Origin of the sequence: Kitasatospora sp. NPDC056800 (assembly GCF_042789775.1) — a bacterium.
Taxonomy (GTDB): Bacteria; Actinomycetota; Actinomycetes; order Streptomycetales; family Streptomycetaceae; genus Kitasatospora.
On sequence record NZ_JBHUAL010000101.1, the window covers coordinates 1 to 18,211 of the forward strand.

Sequence of the window (18,211 nt, forward strand, 5' to 3'; positions counted from 1 at the left end):
GCGTACCGCCCACCGGGGCCTCCGGGCATTCGGGGAACCCGGTGACGGATCAACTGCCGTCCGGGCACCGGCGAAGCCTTCGTCAGGAGCGTCGGCGGCCGTTCCGGCGGGCGAGACGGAACACGGCGACACCGACGCCCACGCAGAGCAGGGCGCTCATCAGCAGGGCCGGTGTGCTGCTCCCGGTCTCGGGGAGCTGGCCCCCACCGTGGCCGGGCACCGGACCGGGCGAGTGGTGGTGGCTCGGGCCGCCCGTGGGCGACGGGCCGCGGGACGCCGAGTGGCTCGGGCCGGTCGTCGGGGACGCCGAGTGGGTGGGAGAAGCCGTCGGGGACGGCGAGTGGGTGGGAGAGGCGGTCGGGGACGGCGAGGAGGACGGGGACGGCGAGGGGGACGGCGAGGAGGACGGGGACGGGGACGGGGACGGCGAGGGGGAGGCGCAGGCGACCTCCTCGATCACGACCTCCCCGTTGCCGCTGCGCGCTCCGGTGGTGAAGGTCGCGGCGGCCGGGCCGAGGCTGGAGCCGCCGCCTCCCCCGCCGCCGTCGAGCGTGCTCGCCGTGGAGGAGCCGCCGGCGCCGCCCCCGTGGGCCCCGCCGCCGCCTCCGCCGCCGGCGCCCATGTGGGGGTCGCCGATGTTGACGGCCGCGTCGCCGCCCTTGGTGCCGGTGGCGCTGCCGCCCGCGAAGCCGTCGTGGTCGAACTCGGTGGTGGCGGTTCCACCCGCGCCACCCGCTCCCCCGTTTCCGCCGGACTTGCCGCCCTTGCCCGCCGCGCTCTGCCCGGTGTCGGCCCCGTCGGTTCCGGCCTGCCCGCCGGCGCCGCCGGACGCGGTTCCGTCGTTGGTGAAACTGCCGGCACCTCCGCCGCCGCCACCCGCGATGATCAGCGCGCTGCCACCCGTCGTCACGGTGGTGGCGCCTCCGCCGCCGGCACCGATGGCGCCGTTGCCGGGCCGGTGCTCCGTGTTGGAGGAGCCGCCCTGGCCGCCGCCGCCGTACCCGCCGTAGGCCAGGCTGCCGGGGACGGAGAGGTCTCCTCCGCTGCCCGCCTGCCCCACGTCGACGGTCAGCACCTGACCGCTCGTGACCTGGACCGTGGCTCGGACCTGACCGCCCTTCCCGCCGGGCGACCCGTAGACGGCGTTCCCTCCCGCACCGCCGGAGGCCTGCACCACCAGCTCGCAGATCCCTTCGGGGACCACGTACTGCTCGGGCGCGCCCTTGTAGTCGAACGTGTGGATTCCGGGGGCCGCAGACGCCTGGTGCGGGGCGCAGACGAGAAGGGCCGCCAGGGCGGCCGAGGCGGCGATTCCACCGGTTCCGTAGTGGATGTTTCTCATACAAACCTTGTAATCGAGCCGCGTTCCTCTCGAGGGGCAACACACGGCGCCGTCCGGGTGAACCGTGCGGGGCGGGAGCACGCCACCGTCGAGTGGGAATCATCAACCCGCCCCGAGAGCACGGGGGTTGGCGACCCCCGTCGCTCGGGCCACCTGACCGGCCGTCGGCCCGGCATCGCGATCCCGGAGGGGGCTTCCGGCCCCGGAAAGCCGGTCGGCACCGGAAAACCCGTTGGATGCGACAGTCCCGCCAATGGTAAACATGTGACATGTTACAAGGCACCCTCATCACTCTCCGGGCCCGTCACGACGCCGACCTCCCGGTCCTCCTGGCCGAGTTGTACGACGACGTGGCGACCCGCGCCCGGGCCGACACCCGGCCCTGGCGTCCCATCCCGCCCGGCTCGGCGGACTCCCCGTACGCCGTTCCCGGGCCGTCCGACGAGGCCGCCTGCTTCTCCGTGGTCGAGACGGCCTCCGGGCAGCTGGCCGGCGAGGCCCTCCTGTGGGGCATCGACACCCACAACCGCAGCGCCCACCTGGGCCTCGCCCTCCTGCCGGGCCACCGGGGGCGCGGGCTCGCCCCGGACGTCCTGCGGGTGCTCTGCCACTACGCCTTCCCGGTGCTCGGCCTGCGCCGTCTCCAGCTGGAGACCCTGGCGGACAACACCCCGATGCTCCGGGCCGCCGCCACGGCCGGCTTCACCGTCGAGGGGCGGCTGCGCCAAGCCGCCTGGGCGTACGGGGAGTTCGTGGACCAGCTGGTGCTCGGGCTGCTGGCCGAGGAGTGGCAGGGGTGAGCGACGGCCCGTCCGGGCTGCGGCCCCTCCCCCACGGCTACACCAACCGCACCGCGGGTGACGGCACGGTCGTCGTGAAACGGTACGAGGGGCCGGACTCCGGGGAGCGGCGCCGGCGCGAGCACCGGCTGCTGTCCCTGCTGCACGGGCTGCTGCCGGTTCCCCCGGTGCTCGGCACCGAGCCGGGCGCCATCACGCTCGGCCACCTTCCCGGAGTGCCCGCGCAGGACCTGCTGGACGCCGGGCACGGCGCGCAGGTCCTGGCCGCCTGCGGGCGGGTGCTGCGACGGCTCCAGGCTGTCGACCCCGGCGTGGCCGGCGACGGTCCGGCGCCCCCGGGTTCGGTGCTGGCGCACGGGGACTTCGGGCCCAACAACCTGCTGCTGGACCCGGCGACCTTCGCCGTCACCGGCCTGCTGGACTGGGAGTTCGCCCATCTCGGCGAGCCGGTGGAGGACCTGGCCTGGTGCGAGTGGATCGTCCGCATGCACCACCCGGCCCGGGCGGGCGCCCTGCACCACCTCTTCGACGCGTACGGGCAGCCGGTGCCGCCCTGGCCGCGGCGCCGGGCCGCCATGCTCGCCCGGTGCGCCCGGCTGGAGGAGTTCTGCCGCCGGGGCGACCCGGGCGGGCCGGGGGTACGGCAGTGGCAGGAGCGCGGGCGCCTGACGGCGGGCTGGCCGGAGCAGCCGGGGCCGCCCTCCTGACCCAGGCGGGGCGGGCGCTCCGGGCGTGCGCACAGCGGGTCGTGACGATCTGTGAGACGGATCTGGCGCACGCCTCGACCAGTCCGATACGGTCTGGACCAATCAGCGGGCGATCTTCCTGTGGCATCGTTCCGCCACGCTCCGAACGCCTCCGGGAGTCGTCATCAGCGCCCGACCCGCCTCCGTTCCGCTCACCCTCCCGGCGCTCCTGGACCACCGGGCGGCGCTCCATCCCGAACGCACCGCACTGCTCGTGCCCGGCGGCGGGAGCCTCACCTACGGCCGGTGGCGCGAGCGGGCGGTGCGGGCCGCGCACGGGCTGGCCGGGGCCGGCGTGCGGCCCGGGGACACGGTGGCGCTGCTGTTCACCAACCGGGAGTGGGACGCGTACGCCGTGGCGTTCCTGGCCGCCCACTACGCGGGTGCGGCTGGGCTGGTGATCCGCGAGGACCTGGCCCCGGCCGATGTGGAACGGCTGGTCGAGGCGGCCGGGGCGCGCTGGGCGGTCGCCGGGAGCGGCCCGCGCACCGCGCTGCCCACCTTCGCGCTCGACGGCCTCGACGGCCTCGGCGGTCTCGACACGCCGGACGAGCCACCGCACCGGGTCGCCCCCGGGGACCTGGCCCAGGTCATCGGGACCTCGGGCACGACCGGCACCCCGAAGGGCGTCCGGGCCGCGCACGCGAGCCTGACCGCCGGTCTGGTCCTCGACCCCCGCCCCCGCCCGTACGCGCACTCGCGGCACGCGGTGCACGCCTTCCCGATCGGGACCAACGCCGCCCAGGCGGTGCTGGTGAACGCGCTGACCGCGCAGCCCACGACGATCTGCCTGCCGCGCTTCGACGCCGAGGAGTTCGGGCGGGTGGTCGAGGAGTCCGGCGCGGGCACGGTCTTCCTGGTGCCGTCGATGGCGGTGGAACTGCTGAACTCCGGGGTCGCCGACCGCCGGGACCTCGGCAGCGTCCGGCTGGTCGGGTCCACCGCCGCCGCGCTCCCGCCCGCCGTCGCCGCCGGGCTGTCCGCCGCCCTGCCGAAGGCGACGGTCGTCAACACCTACACCTCGGCCGAGGCCGCCCCCGCGCAGATCTCCGCGGTGGTGGACCCGGGCCGTCCGGGTTCGCTGGGCCGCCCGACCGACCCGGCCGACCTGCGGATCCTGGACGAGGCCGGGGAGCCGGTGCCGCCCGGCGGGACCGGCGAGATCTGGCTGCGCCAGCCCGGCCCGCCGCGCGGGTACGCCGGGGCGGCCTCCGACACCGTCTTCCGCGACGGCTGGGTGCGGATGGGCGACCTCGGCCGACTGGACGGGGACGGCTACCTCCACCTGGTCGACCGGGAGAGCGACATCGTCAAGTCCGGTGCGCTGAAGGTCTCGACGCTGCGGATCGAGGCCGTGCTGCACGAACACCCGCAGGTCGCCGACGCGGCCGCGCTCGGCCTGCCGCACCCGGTGATGGGACAGGTGCCGGTCGCCGCTGTCGTCCCGCGACCGGACGGGATCGACCTCGACGGCCTGCGGCTGTTCCTGAGCGAGCGGCTCGCCAGGCCCGAACTGCCGGTACGCGTCCTGGTGTTGGACTCCCTGCCGCGCAACCCGAGCGGCAAGGTGCTCAAGCACGAGCTGCGGACCGCGTTCGAGGAGCCCGCCCCGACGACCGGAAGGGCCCCGGAGACGGAGCGGGAGCTCGCCCTGGCCGGCCTGTGGCGGGCCGTGCTGGGACGGCCGGTCCAAGCGGTGGAGGAGGAGTTCTTCGCCCTCGGCGGGGACTCGTTCCGCGCCGTCCAGCTGGCCGCCGCGATCTCCGCCGAGTTCGGTGTGGCGGCCCGTACGGCGCTGGTCTTCGAGCGCTCCTCGCTGCGCGCCCAGGCGGCCTGGCTGGAACGGGCCGAGACGTCGGCGGCCGGGACGGTGGAGCGGTCCGGGGCCGAGGTATCGGACTTCCTCCGCTCGCTGCGCGCACAGCGGCACGACCTGCCGCTCACCTCCCAGCAGGAGAACTTCCTGCGCTGGATGGCCGAGGCCCCGGGCCGCAACGTCGGCGCGGTGGCGGTGATGTTCCGGGTGACGGAGGGCCTGCGGACGGACGTCCTGGCCGACGCCCTGCACGAGGCGATCCGCCGCCATCCCGCGCTGCGGACCAGGTTCGTCCCGGTGCCCGGCGCCGAACCGGGGGTGCTGCGGGCCGTCCTGGACGACGAACCGCACGCGGACGTGGTGCTGGTGGAGGCGCCCGGCGCGAGCGACGACGAGGTGTCGGCGCGGCTGGTCGCCGTGCGCGACCGGCTGACGGACGTCGCCGCGGGGCCGATGACCAGGCTGGCCGTGGTGAGCCGCGGGCCGGCGGACCACGTCGTCCTGCTGGCGGTCCACCACCTCGTCAGCGACGGCTGGTCGCTGGGGGTGCTCCTGCGCGAGCTGGGGGTGGCGTACTCGGCGCTGTGCCACGGGCGCCGGGTGCCGGCCGCCCGGCCCGGCCCGGAGTACGGCGAGCTGGTGGAGTGGTCGAACGCCCACTGGCCGGCGTCCCGGACGCACTTCGGGACGGCGCTCGCGCACGCGCCCGCCGCGATCGACCCCTTCCCGGGGCGCCGGCACACCGAGGTGGTGCTGAGCGCCGCCCACGCGTTCACGGTGCCCCCGGCGGCGGCGGACGCGCTGCGGTCCAGGGCGGCGGAGCTGGGGGCCACGCCGTTCCTCGCGGTGGCGGCGGTCTGGAGCGGCCTGCTGGCCGCCCGCAGCGGACAGCCGGACCTCGTCCTCATGACGCCGGTGCCCGGGCGGACCAGGCCGGAGGCGGAGCGGGCGGTCGGCTGTTTCGTGCAGTCGCTGCTGGTGCGGGTGGACGTGTCGGGCGCGCCGGGCTTCGCTGAACTGCTCGACCGCGTCCGGTCCGCCGCCACCACGGCGCTCGACCACCAGCTGTACCCGTTCGCGGAGTTCAGCCCGCTGGTGCCGTTCGCGGCCTGGCTGCGGTACGAGAACTGGAGCGCGCCGGCCCAGCTGCCGGGGGTGGCCTGCGCGGCCTGGGAGCTGCCCCGCAACGCCACCGTGCCGTACCCGCTGCCGGGCGGTGACCGGCACGTCCCCGAGCTGGCGGTCACCGAGCAGCCGGACGGCGCGCTGCGGTGCTGGCTGCGGTACAACGAGCACGCCTTCGAGGCGGCGACGGTGTCGGCGCTGGCCGACGACCTCGCCGCGGCGCTGGCCGGGGCGGCCGGCATCTGACAGGAGGCAAGCGGGGGTGCGGCCGTCTCCGGCCGCACCCCCGGACCATTTCGGCCGCCCGCTCAGCCGGAGAGGCGCCCGGCCGCCTCCTCCTCGCTGAGCGCGTCGATCTCGGCGATCAGCAGCGCCTCGATCCGGGCCGCGAGGGCGGCCGGTGTGCTGCTCTCGAACACCTCGCGGATGGGGATGTCGAGTCCGATCCCGGCCCGGATCCGCGCGGCGACCCGGGTGACCAGGAGCGAGTCCCCGCCCAGCGCGAGGAAGTCGTCGAACACCCCGACCCGCGGCACGCCGAGGACCTCCTGCCACAGCTCGGTGACCAGCTGCTCGGCGTCGGTGCGCGGCGCGACGTAACCCGACCCGGCGGCCGGCCCGGGGTCGGGCAGGGCCGCGAGGTCGGGCTTGCCGTTCGGGGTCAGCGGCAGCCGGGCCAGCGTGACGACGGCGTCCGGGACCATGTAGGCGGGAAGCCGTACGGCGAGGTGCTCGCGCAGCTCGGCCGGCCCGGGCTCGGCCCCCGGGCGCGGGACGGCGTACGCCAGCAGCCGACGGCCGTCGCGGACCAGCACGGCGGCCTGCGCGACGCCCGGGTGCGCGGTCAGCGCGGACTCGATCTCGGCGGGCTCGATCCGGTAGCCGCGGAGCTTCAGCTGCGCGTCGCCGCGCCCCAGGAACTCCAGCCGGCCGTCCGCCCGCCACCGGGCCCGGTCCCCGGTGCGGTACATCACGCCGCCGGCGAAGGGGTCGGGCACGAAGGCCGTCGCGGTCAGGTCGGGCCGGCCCAGGTAGCCCCGGGCCAGGCCGCTGCCGCCGATGTACAGCTCGCCCTCGGAGCCCCGGGGCAGCAGTCCGCCGTGCTCGTCCAGCACGTGGAGCCTGACGCCGGGCAGCGGGCGGCCCAGCGAGGGCCGGCGGTCGGCGTCGGCGGCCGTCAGCTCGGCCGCGGTGACGATCACGGTGGCCTCGGTGGGGCCGTAGGTGTTGACGAGCCGGACCGCGTCCCCGTGCCGCCGGCGCCACCGGGCGACCGTACCGGCGCGCGCCTCGGAACCGCCGATGACCACCAGGCGCAGCGCGTCCGGCCAGCTGGTCCCGTCGTCCAGGCCGACGAGCTCCTCCCAGTACGCGGTCGGCAGGTCGAGCACGGTGACGGTCCGGCCGGCCGGACCGGCCAGCAGGTCGGGCAGGGTCCGGCCGCCGCCGGGCAGGAGCACCACGCACGCCCCGGCCGCGAGGGCCGGCCAGAGCTCCTCCACGTGGGTGTCGAAGCCGAGGGAGGCGAACTGGACGATCCGGTCGTCGGGGCCCAGCGCGTAGCCGTCCGGGCCCGCCATCCAGTCGACCCGGGCGGAGACCGCCGGGTGGTCGACCGCGACGGCCTTCGGCGCCCCGGTGGACCCGGAGGTGTAGAGGACGTAGGCGAGGGCCCGCGGGTCGGGCGGGGCGAGGTCGGCGGTCCCCGCCCCCGGCAGGTCCGTGCCGGTGAGGGTGAGGACGGCGTCGGCCTCCCGGACCATCAGGGCGCGGCGCTCCTCGGGGTGGGCCGGGTCGAGCGGGAGGTAGGCGGCACCGGCCTTCCAGACCGCCGTCAGGGCCACCACCAGGTCGAAGGAGGGCGCCATCGACACCGCGACCACCCGGTCGGCCACCGGGCCGAGCCGGCGGGCCAGTTCGGTGGACCGCCGGTCGAGTTCGGCGTAGGACAGCGTCCGTCCGTCGCACTCCAGGGCCGGCGCGTCCGGTCGGGCGGCGGCCTGGTCGGCGAACCGCTCCAGCACCGTCCGCACGGCGGCCGGAGCGGCCGGGCCCGCCCCCAGGGCGAGCAGCGCCGCCCGCTCCTCGGCGCCGACGAACCAGTCGCCGTGCAGGCGGAGTTCCGGGTCCTCGACGATCCGCGTGTACAGCTCGCGGCACCGGTCGCCGAGCGCCTCGACGGTCCCCCGGTCGAACAGCTCGCGGTCGTAGCAGAAGGAGAGCGTGATCCCGCCGTCGGGGGTGCGCCAGCTGTCGAGCAGCAGGTCCGTCTTGGCCTGGTCGAAGCCGGAGTCCATGCCGGTCGTCCGGACGCCCTCGGGCAGGGCCGGCTCGCCGGAGCCGACCGCCAGGTCGTTCTGGCTCTGGTGGACGAAGACGGCCTGGTAGAGCGGTCCGGCTCCGGTGTCCGCGGGCAGGCCGAGGTGGGCGGCGAGCCGCTCGGCCGGGGCGTCGGGACGGCTCAGCGCGGCCAGCGCGGCGGACCTGGTCCGCTTCAGCACGGTGCGGAAGCCGGGCTCGCCGGTGAGGTCCGACCTGATCACCGCGGTGCGGTTGAAGTAGCCGAGCAGCGCCTCGTGCGCCGCCTCGGTACGGCCCGCCAGCGGGGTGCCGACCACGAAGTCCCGGCAGCCGGTCCAGCGCGCGAGCACGCTCTGGTAGCCGGCCAGCAGCACCATGAACGGGGTGCACCGCTCCTGCCGGGCCGTCCGGTCGAGGGCGGCGGTCAGCTCGGGGCCGAGGTCGACGGTGACGAACCCGGCGGGTCTGGTGGGGCTGGAGGGTCTCGGCCGGTCGAACGGGAGGCGCAGCGCTCCGGTGCCGGCGAGCCGGTCCGCCCAGAACCGGAAGGCCTCCTCGCCCGCCTCCCCACCCGTCCTGGCGCGTTCGGCGCGGGCGAAGTCGCCGTACTGCAGGGCGAGTTCCGGCAGTTCCGCGGGTGCCTCGCCGATCGCCTCTCGGTAGAGGGCGAGCAGTTCGCGCCACATCGTGCGGAAGGACCAGCCGTCCGCGACGATGTGGTGGACCACCACGCTGACCGCGTGTTCCCGCTCGCCCGCGCTGATCAGGGTCGCGCGCAGCGGCGGCGCGGCGGCGAGGTCGAACGGCGCGTTGACGTACGGGCGGCAGGCGTCGGTGAAGTCCTGCTCGGTCGCGCCCTCGGGCAGGCGGATCGTGACCAGGTCGGTCGCGGCCGGGGGCTGGACCAGTTGGACGGGCTCCGCCTCGTCAGGTCCTTCGGGCGCGAAGCGGGTGCGGAGGATCTCGTGCCGGGCGGTCAGCCGGTCGAGCGCGGTGCGCAGGGCCCGGGGGTCGATCGGCCCGGTCCAGCGCCGGTTGAGGTACATGTTGAAGCCGGCGTCGTCCGGGTGGACCTGCTGGAGGAACCAGAGCCGGCGCTGTTCGGCGGTCAGCGGGTGGATGGCGGTGGCGGTGGTGGTCACCGGACGGTCACCTCGGTCTCGGAGCGGTGCGGGAGGGTGGGCGCGGCGGCGTCGGCGGCCCGGTCCTGGATGGTCTGGAGGCCGACCAGGTCGTCGGGCTCGGCGTCGGGGACGTCCCGGTCGAAGTGGCGCAGCACGGGCACGGCCAGGCAGACCAGCGCGAGGGCCGCCATGGCGAGGCCGAACAGCAGGTAGAGCAGTCCGATGCCGCGGCCGTCGCCGGTGCCGATGAGCCGCCCGACGCTGCCGGCGAGGGCGCCGTCGTGGTCCATCAGCGGCTGGAGGAGTCCGGGGCCGAACGGGGCGACCACGGCGAAGCCGACCGGCAGGGTCGACCAGGCGACCATGGTGTTCACGGCGATCACCCGGCCGTGGAAGCGCAGCGGCACCTTGGTCTGCACGATGGTCGCGTAGGCGCCGTTGAGCAGGGCGAGCGCGAAGGTCATGCCGAACGCGCCGAGGGCGACCGTCCAGATCGACGGGCGCAGCCCGGTGAGCAGGCAGGCCGCGGCGACCACCAGGGTGGCGAGCAGCACCCCGCGCAGCTTCCGGCGGCGCGGTCCGCCCCAGGCCACCAGCGTGATCCCGCCGAGCACGGCGCCGAGGCCGGCGGCCGTCGACACCCAGCCGGCCGCCGAGAGCGGGGCGAAGGAGAGCACGAGCGGGGTGGTGAGCAGGAACAGCGGGGAGAGGAAGACGTTCAGGACGGCGAAGTACAGCAGCATCGCGCGGAAGTGCCTGCTGCCCAGGGCCCGGCGGAAGCCTTCGCGGATCTCCGCGGCGATGCTCTCCCGGCGGGTGGAGCCCATCAGGTCGGGGAACCGGACGGCCAGGGTGACGGTGACCGCGACGGCGTAGCCGGCCACGTCGAGGGCGAGGATGCCGCCGAGTCCGATCGCGGCGAGCAGCCCGACGGCGAACAGCGGGACGAGGAACTGGGCGAGGCCGAAGGCCATCTGGACCACGCCGTTGGCGCGGCCGAGGTAGCGCTTGGGGACGAGCTGCGGCACCGCCGCGTTCCAGGCGAGCCGTTGGAAGGAGAGGGCGGCGGACAGCACGGCGATGAGCGCGTAGGCGTGCCAGACCTGGAGGCCGCCGGTGGCGTACAGCAGGAGCAGGAGGGCCTGGGTGAGTCCGGCGGCGAGGTCGCCGAGGAGCATGGTCCGGCGCCGGTCCCCCCGGTCGACGACCGCGCCGGCGAGCGGGGCGGCGAGGATGCCGGGCACCAGGCCGCAGGCGGCCAGCAGTCCGAACTGGGCCAGGGAGCCGGTGCGCAGGTAGATCCAGACCGGGAGGGCGAACTCGGTGAGCGCCGATCCGATCATCGACACCTGCTGCCCGGAGGCGACGGTGAGGAAGCGGCGCATGGTGGGGCGGACGGACGCCCGGTCCCCGTCCGCGGCCGGCCGTCCGGCGTCCCGGGAGAGCCCGGCCAGCCACCAGGTCGCGCTGTCCGTGCGGCGGTGGCGGTCCTCCTCCCCCGCGGCGATCGACCGGTGGACGCCGGTGACGACGGCCGCGAGTTCGGCGGCCCGGTACTTGAGGTAGAAGTGGCCGGCCTCGTCGAGGACGACGACCGCGGTGGTGTCGGCGATCCGGTGCCACTCGCGGAAGCGCTCCTGGTAGAACTCGGTGGCCGGGTCGCGGTCGCCGCAGACCGCGATCACCGGGGCCTTGATCCGGCCGCCCTCGGTCGCGAACATCCGGGTGAAGTACCGTTCGACGTCCTTGGTGCCGGTACGGCGGTTGCGGACGATGAGCCGCAGCTGCTCCGGGTCCAGTTCGTCGGTGTCCAGGCCGGCGGCGGCCAGCCCGTTGATCATGTCCTGGTCGCTGCGCAGCCGGTCGAGGAGTTCGGCCCACCGCTCCCCGACCGCCGCGCCGCGGCCCTTGGGCCGGGCGAAGGGGAAGATGCCGCCGAGGTGGACGGCGTCGATGTCGCGGCCGGCGGCCTCGACCCGGCGGGCGATCTCGACGGCGAGGCGCACGCCGACCCCGCAGTGCCCGTACAGCACGATCCGGCCCTCGACGTTCTCGAGGATCTCGCGGGCGCAGCGGTCGGCGACCTCGTCGACGTCCATCGGCTGCTCGCCGAGTTCGTGTCCGGGGACGGCGACGGAGTGCAGTGCCCAGTCCTCCGGCAGGGCGTCGGCGAGCGGTTTGTAGATGAGGGCGCTGCCGCCGCCGTAGGGCGTGCAGACGACGCTTCCGGTGGTGCGGCGCCGCTCGGGGGTGAGGCGGTGCAGCAGGCCCCGCGGCCCCCGGTCGGCGGCCGGGTCGGCGACGAGCGCGGCGAGTTGGCGGACGGTCGGGAAGCGGAAGAGGTCCATCACGCCGACGGGTGTCGGCAGGTCGGGGAAGGCGCGGCGCAGCCGGGCGACGACCTGGGTGGCGAGCAGCGAGTGCCCGCCGATCTCGAAGAAGTCGTCCAGGGCGCCGACCGTCGCGACGTCGAGCACCTCGGCCCAGATCGCGGCGATCAGCGTCTCGGTCGCGCCCTCGGGCTCCACCCGGCCGGCGGCCGGGGCGGCGTCCTCGGGTTCGGGCAGGGCCTTGCGGTCGACCTTGCCGTGGGCCAGCAGCGGCAGCCGGTCGAGGACGACGAACCGGGCGGGGACCATGTAGTCCGGCAGGACGGCGCCGAGCTCCGCGCGCAGTTCGGCGGGGGCGGGGGCGGTTCCGCCGCCCGGGCGTTCGAGGTAGGCGACGAGGTTCTGCCTGATCCCCTCGCCCCGGACGGTCACGAAGGCCTGGGTCACGCCGGGCAGCGCGGTGAGGGCGGCCTCGATCTCGCCGGGCTCGACCCGGTAGCCGCGGACCTTGATCTGGTCGTCGGCGCGTCCGAGGTACTCCAGCGTGCCGTCCGTCCGCCAGCGGGCCAGGTCGCCGGTGCGGTACATCCGGCCGCCCGGCGCGGCGAACGGGTCGTCGAGGAAGCGTTCCGCGGTCAGGTCGGGGCGGCCCAGGTAGCCGCGGGCGAGCCGGTGCCCCCCGAGGTGGAGCTCCCCGGTCACGCCGGGCGGCACCGGCCGCCGGGCGCCGTCCAGTACGTAGCAGCGCGCGCCCGCGAGCGGGGTGCCGATCGGCGTGTTCCCCGGGCCGTGGTCCTCCGGGTGGACCTCGTGGACGGTGACGCCGACCGTCGCCTCGGTGGGGCCGTAGTGGTTGAACACCGCGCACCGGCCGAGGCCGGCCAGGTCGGCGGCCCAGGCCCGGGACGAGGCCTCGCCGCCGAGCACCAGGGCCCGGTGCGGCAGCAGGCGCTCGAGCGGGGCGTCGGCGGACAGCGCGGCCAGGTGGGAGGGCGTCATCTTGAGGTAGTCGAGCCGCGACGCCTCGATGTGCCCGGCGAGTTCGGCGCCGGCGATGCGGCGGGGCAGCAGGTGGACCTGGCCGCCGGTGGTGAGCGCCAGGTAGAGCATCGTGATGCTGAAGTCGAAGGACAGGGACTGCAGCAGGCCGTAGCGGGCACCGGGTTCGATCCGCAGCCGGTCCCGCACGCCGGCCAGGTAGTTGAGGATCTCGCGGTGCTGCACCGCGACGCCCTTGGGCTGCCCGGTGGAGCCGGAGGTGTAGATGACGTACGCGAGGTCGTCGGGGCCGGAGGCCTCCGGGAGCGGCGCGTCGTCCGGGGCGTCGTCCGGCGCCGGGGCGGCGCGGTCCACGAGCAGCTCCGCGCCCCCGTACGCGGGGAAGCGTTCCCGCAGCGCCGAGTCCGTCACCAGGACGCGCGCGTCGGCGTCCGCCACCAGGTGGGACAGCCGGGCGGGCGGCTGCTCCGGGTCCAGTGGCAGGTAGCAGCCGCCGGCCTTCAGGACGGCGACCAGCGCGACCGCCAGGTCCGGCGACTGCTCCAGGCACACCGCCACCCGGTCGTCCGGCCGGACGCCCAGCGCCCGCAGCCGCCGGGCCAGGGCCGTCGCCCTGGTGTCGAGTTCGCGGTGGGTGACGGTGGCGTCCTCGAAGACCAGGGCCGGGCGGTCGCCCGCCTGCCGGGCCGCGGCGGCGAGCAGCGCGGTCAGCGTCCGGGGCCCGCCGTCGGGGAGGTCCGGGCCGGCCGCCCAGTGGTCGAGCACGTCGGCGCGCTCGGTCGCGGTCAGCAGCGGGAGGTCCTCGACGGGCCGGTCCGGATCGGCCGCGGCCGCGGTGAGCAGGACCTCGAAGCGCTCGGTGAGCCGGCGCACGGTGTCGGCGTCGAAGAGGTCGGTGCGGTAGGTGATCAGGCCGAAGAGCCCGCCGTCCTTCTTCTCCCGGAGGTAGAACGCGAGGTCGGCGTGGCTGGTGGTGGCCGCGTGCCCGAATCCCTCCGCGGTGGCGGCGGGTGCGGCGGAGGCCGCGCGGTCGCCGTAGTTCTGGAAGGCGAAGGTCACCTGGAACACCGCCGAGCGGCTGACGTCCCGCTCGATGTCCAGGTCCGCGACCATCTGCTCGAACGGCACCTCCTGGTGGGTGTAGGCGTTCAGCGTCGTCTCCCGCACCCGGCCGACGAGCTGCCCGAAGGTGAGACCCTCCTCCAGCCGCGCCCGGATCGGCAGCATGTTGACGAACGCGCCGACCACGCCCTCCAGTTCGCGGTGGAGCCGGCCGGCCACGGCCGAGCCGACCGCGAAGTCCCGCTGTCCGGCGTGCCGGCCGAGCAGCGCCTGGAGCCCGGCCATCAGCACCATGTACGTCGACGCCCCGCGGGCGCGGGCGCACTCCGCGAGGGCGTGCACGAGCTCCGGGCTCCAGTGCAGTTCGACGGCCGCGCCGTCGTAGCCGAGCAGCGGCGGCCGGGGTCGGTCGGCGGGCAGCTCCAGGGCGGGGACGTCGGCGAGTTCGGTGCGCCAGTAGGCGCGGGAGTCGGCCAGGGCGCCGCTGTCCAGCCGGTCGCGCTGCCAGCGCGCGTAGTCCCCGAACTGCACCGGGAGCGGCGGGAGTCCGGCGTCGGCGCCGTGGGCGTACCGGGCGTAGAGCGCGTCCAGTTCGCGGTTGAGGATGTCGATCGACCAGCCGTCGCCGACGATGTGGTGCATGACCAGGGCGAGGACGTGGTCCTCGTCGGCGAGCCGGACCAGCAGGGCCCGCAGCAGGGGGCCGCTCGCGAGGTCGAAGGGTCTGGCGGCGAGCGCGCCGATCTCGTCCGCGGCTCTTCGTCCCGGGTCGGGGTCGTCGGAGGCGTCCACGAACTCGGCGGGGAACGGGCCCGGTTCGGCGACCAGGACCTCGGCCCTGCCGTCCTCCGTGACCGGGAAGGTCATCCGCAGCCCCTCGTGGCGCTCCACCAGGGCGGCCAGGGCGGCGTCCAGCGCCGGGCGGTCCAGCGGCCCGCGCAGCCGCCGGGCCGGGGCGAGCGTGTACGCGGTCGCGCCGGGCGTGAACTGGTCCATGAACCAGAGCCGTTCCTGTCCGCTGGACAGTGGCGGCGCGCTGTCCGCCGGGCGGGGCTCGACCACCCGCACCGGGGCCGCGGCGCCCCGCAGGCGCTGGGCGAGGAGGGATCGTTTGGCGGCGGACCAGTCTGCGGGCAGGTCCCGGGTGTCGGTCATCGGCAGTCCATTCGGGCGTGGAGCGGGGCGGTCGCGGAAGGGCGGTCGGCGGCGGTCAACGCCGCTCTCGCACGACGGCGGCCAGGGCGGCCGGGGTGGAGGCGTCGAAGAACAGGTCGAAGTCGAGTTCGACCCCGAACGCGGCGCGGATCCGGGCGGTGATCTGGATGATCGTCAGCGAGTGTCCGCCGAGGTCGAAGAGGTCGTCCTCCGGGCCGATGCCGGAGGCGCCCAGGACCTCCTCCCAGATCGCCAGGACGCCTGCGGTGACCTCGTCGGCCGCCACGGGACCGGCCGCGGCGGTGCGCGGCGGCGCGGGCAGGGCGCGCCGGTCGAGCTTGCCGCTCGCCGTGAGCGGCAGGCGGTCGAGGGCCACGAACTGCCGGGGCACCATGACCGCGGGGAGGGTGCGCAGCAGGTGGTCCCGCAGGTCCGCGTCGGACGGCGGTTCGCCGCCGGGTGCGGCCACCCGGTAGCCGACGAGCGCGGGTTCCCCATCGGCCTGCCCGCACACGGCGACGGCGGCCGCGGCGACCGCCGGGTGGCCGAGCAGCGCGGCCTCGATCTCGCCCAGTTCGATCCGGTGGCCGCGGATCTTCACCTGGTCGTCGATCCGGCCGTGGAACTCCAGTTCGCCGTCCGGCGTCCACGCCGCGAGGTCACCGGTGCGGTACATCCGGCCGCCGGTTCCGGCGAACGGGTCCTCGACGAAGCGTTCCGCCGTCAGTTCGGGGCGGCCCCGGTAGCCGTCCGCGACGCCGTCGCCGCCCAGGTGGAGCTCGCCGGGGATCCCGATCGGCAGCGGCCGGCCGTCCGCGTCCAGGACGTACGCCCGGGTGTTGGCGACCGGCCCGCCGATCACCACGGCCTCCGGTCCGGCCGGGACGTCGGCGCAGGTCGCGTAGATCGTCGCCTCGGTCGGGCCGTACCCGTTGATCAACCGCCCGAGGGAGCCGCGGAGTTCGCGGGCCAGCGGCAGCGGCAGGGCCTCCCCGCCGACGATCCCGGTCAGTCCGGCCGGCAGCGGCCCGGCGCTGAGCAGCACGCGCCAGCCCGCGGGGGTCGCCTGGAGGTGGGTCACGCCTTCGCGCCGGACCAGCCCGACCGTGCCGGGCGCGTCCAGCGCGGCGCCCTCCGGTGCGAGGACCAGCCGGCCGCCGGTGACCAGTGGCAGCAGGATCTCCAGCCCGGATATGTCGAAGGAGAGCGAGGTCAGGCCGAGCCAGACGTCCCCGGGCCCCGAGCCCAGCCGTTCGGCGAAGGAGGTCAGGAGGTTCACCAGCGCCCGGTGCCCGATCTCCACCCCCTTGGGCCGCCCGGTCGAGCCGGAGGTGTACAGCACGTAGGCGAGGTCGCCGGGCGGGGTCGGCGCCGCCGCGGACCCCGGCTCGGCGCGGGCGCTCCCGAGTCGGAGGACGGCCGGTGCCGCCGCCACCACGTCGGGGGCGGGCTCCCGGTCGGCGACCAGCAGGGCCGCGCCGGAGTCGGCGAGCACGAAGGCGAGCCGCTCGGCGGGGTGTCCGGGGTCGAGCGGCAGGTAGGCGGCCCCGGCGGCGTGCACCGCGAGCAGGACGGCGGGCAGGTCGGCGGAGCGCTCCAGGTGCAGGGCGACGACGTCGCCCCGGCCGACCCCGGCCCCGCGCAGGACGGCGGCCAGTTCCTCGGTCCGCTCCACCAGCGCCCGGTAGGTCAGCCTCGCGGCGCCCGCGCTGACGGCGGGGGCGTCCGGCGTCTCGGCGGCCCGCTCCCGCACCAGGTCCAGCACGGTGCGCTCGCGCGGGTAGGAGCGGGCGGTGGCGTTCCACCCGTCCGTCACCAGGTACCGCTCCTCCGCTCCCAGCACCGGCAGGGCGCTCAGCGGCGCCTCGGGCGTGGCCGTCGCGGCTTCCAGCAGCGCCGTGTAGTGCCCGGCGACGCGGTCCGCGGCGTCCGGCGACAGGACCGCCGGGGCGTACTGGAGCGAGAACGCGAGCCCGTCGGCGGTGTCGACCGCCTGGAGGTGCAGGGTGTTGCGGGCGGCGCCGTTGAACACCGTGCGGTCCACCCGGACGGTGCTTCCCGGGAACACCGGGTCCACGGCGCGGGCGCGCCGGTAGCCGAACGACACGGGGGCCAGCCCGGCGCGCGGCGTGAGGCCGCCGACGGCCGCGCCAAAGGGCACGGGGCGGAACGGGTACCCGCCGCGGGCCTCGGCGCGCACGGCCCGGGCGTACTCGGCGAAGGACGTCCCGGTGCCCACCCCGGCCGGGGCGTGCACCGGCAGCTCGTTGACGAACAGCCCGATCTCCCCGGCCTGTTCGGGCGTCCGGACAGACAGCGGCACGGAGACCGGGACGGCCTCGCCGCCGTAGCGCAGCAGCAGTGCGTGCAGTGCGGCGAGCAGGAACTCGAAGACGGTGACGCCGCAGCGCTCCGCGGCCTCGGCCACGGCGGCCCGGCCGCGCGCGTCCGTCCGCCACGTTTCGCAGGCTCCGGAGGCCGGGGCGGTGACGGCGTGCGGCAGCCCCGGGAGGACGGGCTCGGTCGCCGCGGCCCACCGCGGGCCGTACCGGTCCGCCGCCCGGCGGACGAGGTCGGGGTCGAGCGGGGCCGGGGGCGGGGACGGGCTCCGGTCGGCGGCCTGCGCGGGCCCGCCCAGGGCCTGCGCGTAGGCCGCGGCGAGGTCCGCCACCAGGACGTCCTTCGACTCCCCGTCGAAGACCGCGTGGTGCACGACGGCGAGCAGCTCCGCCGCCTCACCGCGGCCGCGGTAGAGGGTGAACCGCGCCAACGGGCCCGCCTGGAGGTCCAACGGGCGTGCCGCGTCCTCGGCCAGCCGCTTCTCCCGGCTCTGCGCGCAGTCCTCGGAGGCGTCGACCACGTCGAGGACCGGGGCGGTGCCGGGCTCCGCGACGAGGCTCCCCCCGCGCTCCACGAACACCTGGGACAGGACGGGGTGCCGTGCCGTCACCGTCGAGACGGCACGGGCGAGGGCGTCGGCGTCGACCCGGTCGAAGGAGAGCAGGACGGGCATGTGGAACACCCCGTGGTGGCCGCCGAGGCGCTCGGTGACCCAGATGCCCCGCTGGAAGGGCGAGGCGTGCGGGGGGAGGGAGTGTGGCATGTGCGGCTCGATTCGGCAGTCGGTGAATGGTGCGTTCCCCGTGGCCGGGCGCCGACGTGGCCGACGCCGCGGATGCTCTGGCGACGCGGCCGACGGGCCGCCCCCCGGCCTCGACCTGCCCGGCCCGCAGATCCCCCCTGCGCACCGCCGGAGCGCCGTCGGTCCTCTCCCCGTCGAAGAGGCCGATCATGGTCCAGACCTGCCGAGAGGTTGGCAGAGAAGCCCTGCGCCGTCAAGGGTCGTTCCGACCCGTAGGAAAGACGTCATGAACGCGTCCAACCTGCGGGAATGCGACCACGGGGGCGGGC

General features: G+C 76.0%; 7 protein-coding genes. 3 read left to right on the forward strand and 4 right to left on the reverse strand.

Features of this window, described 5'->3' with window-relative positions; all coding sequences use genetic code 11:
• Positions 1 to 82: 82 nt before the first annotated feature.
• Positions 83 to 1,342, reverse strand: a complete 1,260-nt coding sequence (locus tag ACFRQN_RS22115) for a hypothetical protein (RefSeq protein ID WP_380741626.1) — start codon at positions 1,340 to 1,342, stop codon at positions 83 to 85.
• A gap of 269 nt (positions 1,343 to 1,611) precedes the next feature.
• On the opposite strand from ACFRQN_RS22115, the gene ACFRQN_RS22120 reads away from it, so the two are divergent.
• The 3 genes from ACFRQN_RS22120 to ACFRQN_RS22130 all read left to right on the forward strand — a co-directional run bounded on the left by ACFRQN_RS22120 (position 1,612) and on the right by ACFRQN_RS22130 (position 6,075).
• On the forward strand, positions 1,612 to 2,142 hold the full coding sequence (locus ACFRQN_RS22120; RefSeq protein ID WP_380741627.1) for a GNAT family N-acetyltransferase: 531 nt from the start codon (positions 1,612 to 1,614) through the stop codon (positions 2,140 to 2,142).
• Positions 2,139 to 2,849, forward strand: coding sequence for a phosphotransferase (locus tag ACFRQN_RS22125; RefSeq protein ID WP_380741628.1), 711 nt, complete (start codon positions 2,139 to 2,141; stop codon positions 2,847 to 2,849). Before ACFRQN_RS22120 ends, ACFRQN_RS22125 begins: the two co-directional genes overlap by 4 nt.
• 208 nt (positions 2,850 to 3,057) lie before the next feature.
• Positions 3,058 to 6,075, forward strand: a complete 3,018-nt coding sequence (locus ACFRQN_RS22130; RefSeq protein ID WP_380741636.1) for an AMP-binding protein — start codon at positions 3,058 to 3,060, stop codon at positions 6,073 to 6,075.
• A 62-nt stretch (positions 6,076 to 6,137) separates the two neighbouring features.
• Here the strand turns inward: ACFRQN_RS22130 and ACFRQN_RS22135 are convergent, their stop codons facing one another.
• The 3 genes from ACFRQN_RS22135 to ACFRQN_RS22145 are packed head-to-tail and all read right to left on the reverse strand — an operon-like array spanning position 6,138 to position 17,903.
• Positions 6,138 to 9,272 carry an amino acid adenylation domain-containing protein gene (locus ACFRQN_RS22135; protein ID WP_380741629.1) on the reverse strand — a complete coding sequence of 1,045 codons (3,135 nt, stop codon included), beginning with the start codon at positions 9,270 to 9,272 and terminating at the stop codon, positions 6,138 to 6,140.
• Positions 9,269 to 14,800, reverse strand: a complete 5,532-nt coding sequence (locus ACFRQN_RS22140) for an amino acid adenylation domain-containing protein (protein ID WP_380741630.1) — start codon at positions 14,798 to 14,800, stop codon at positions 9,269 to 9,271. Before ACFRQN_RS22140 ends, ACFRQN_RS22135 begins: the two co-directional genes overlap by 4 nt.
• 55 nt (positions 14,801 to 14,855) lie before the next feature.
• Positions 14,856 to 17,903, reverse strand: a complete 3,048-nt coding sequence (locus tag ACFRQN_RS22145) for an amino acid adenylation domain-containing protein (RefSeq protein WP_380741631.1) — start codon at positions 17,901 to 17,903, stop codon at positions 14,856 to 14,858.
• Positions 17,904 to 18,211 lie beyond the last annotated feature (308 nt).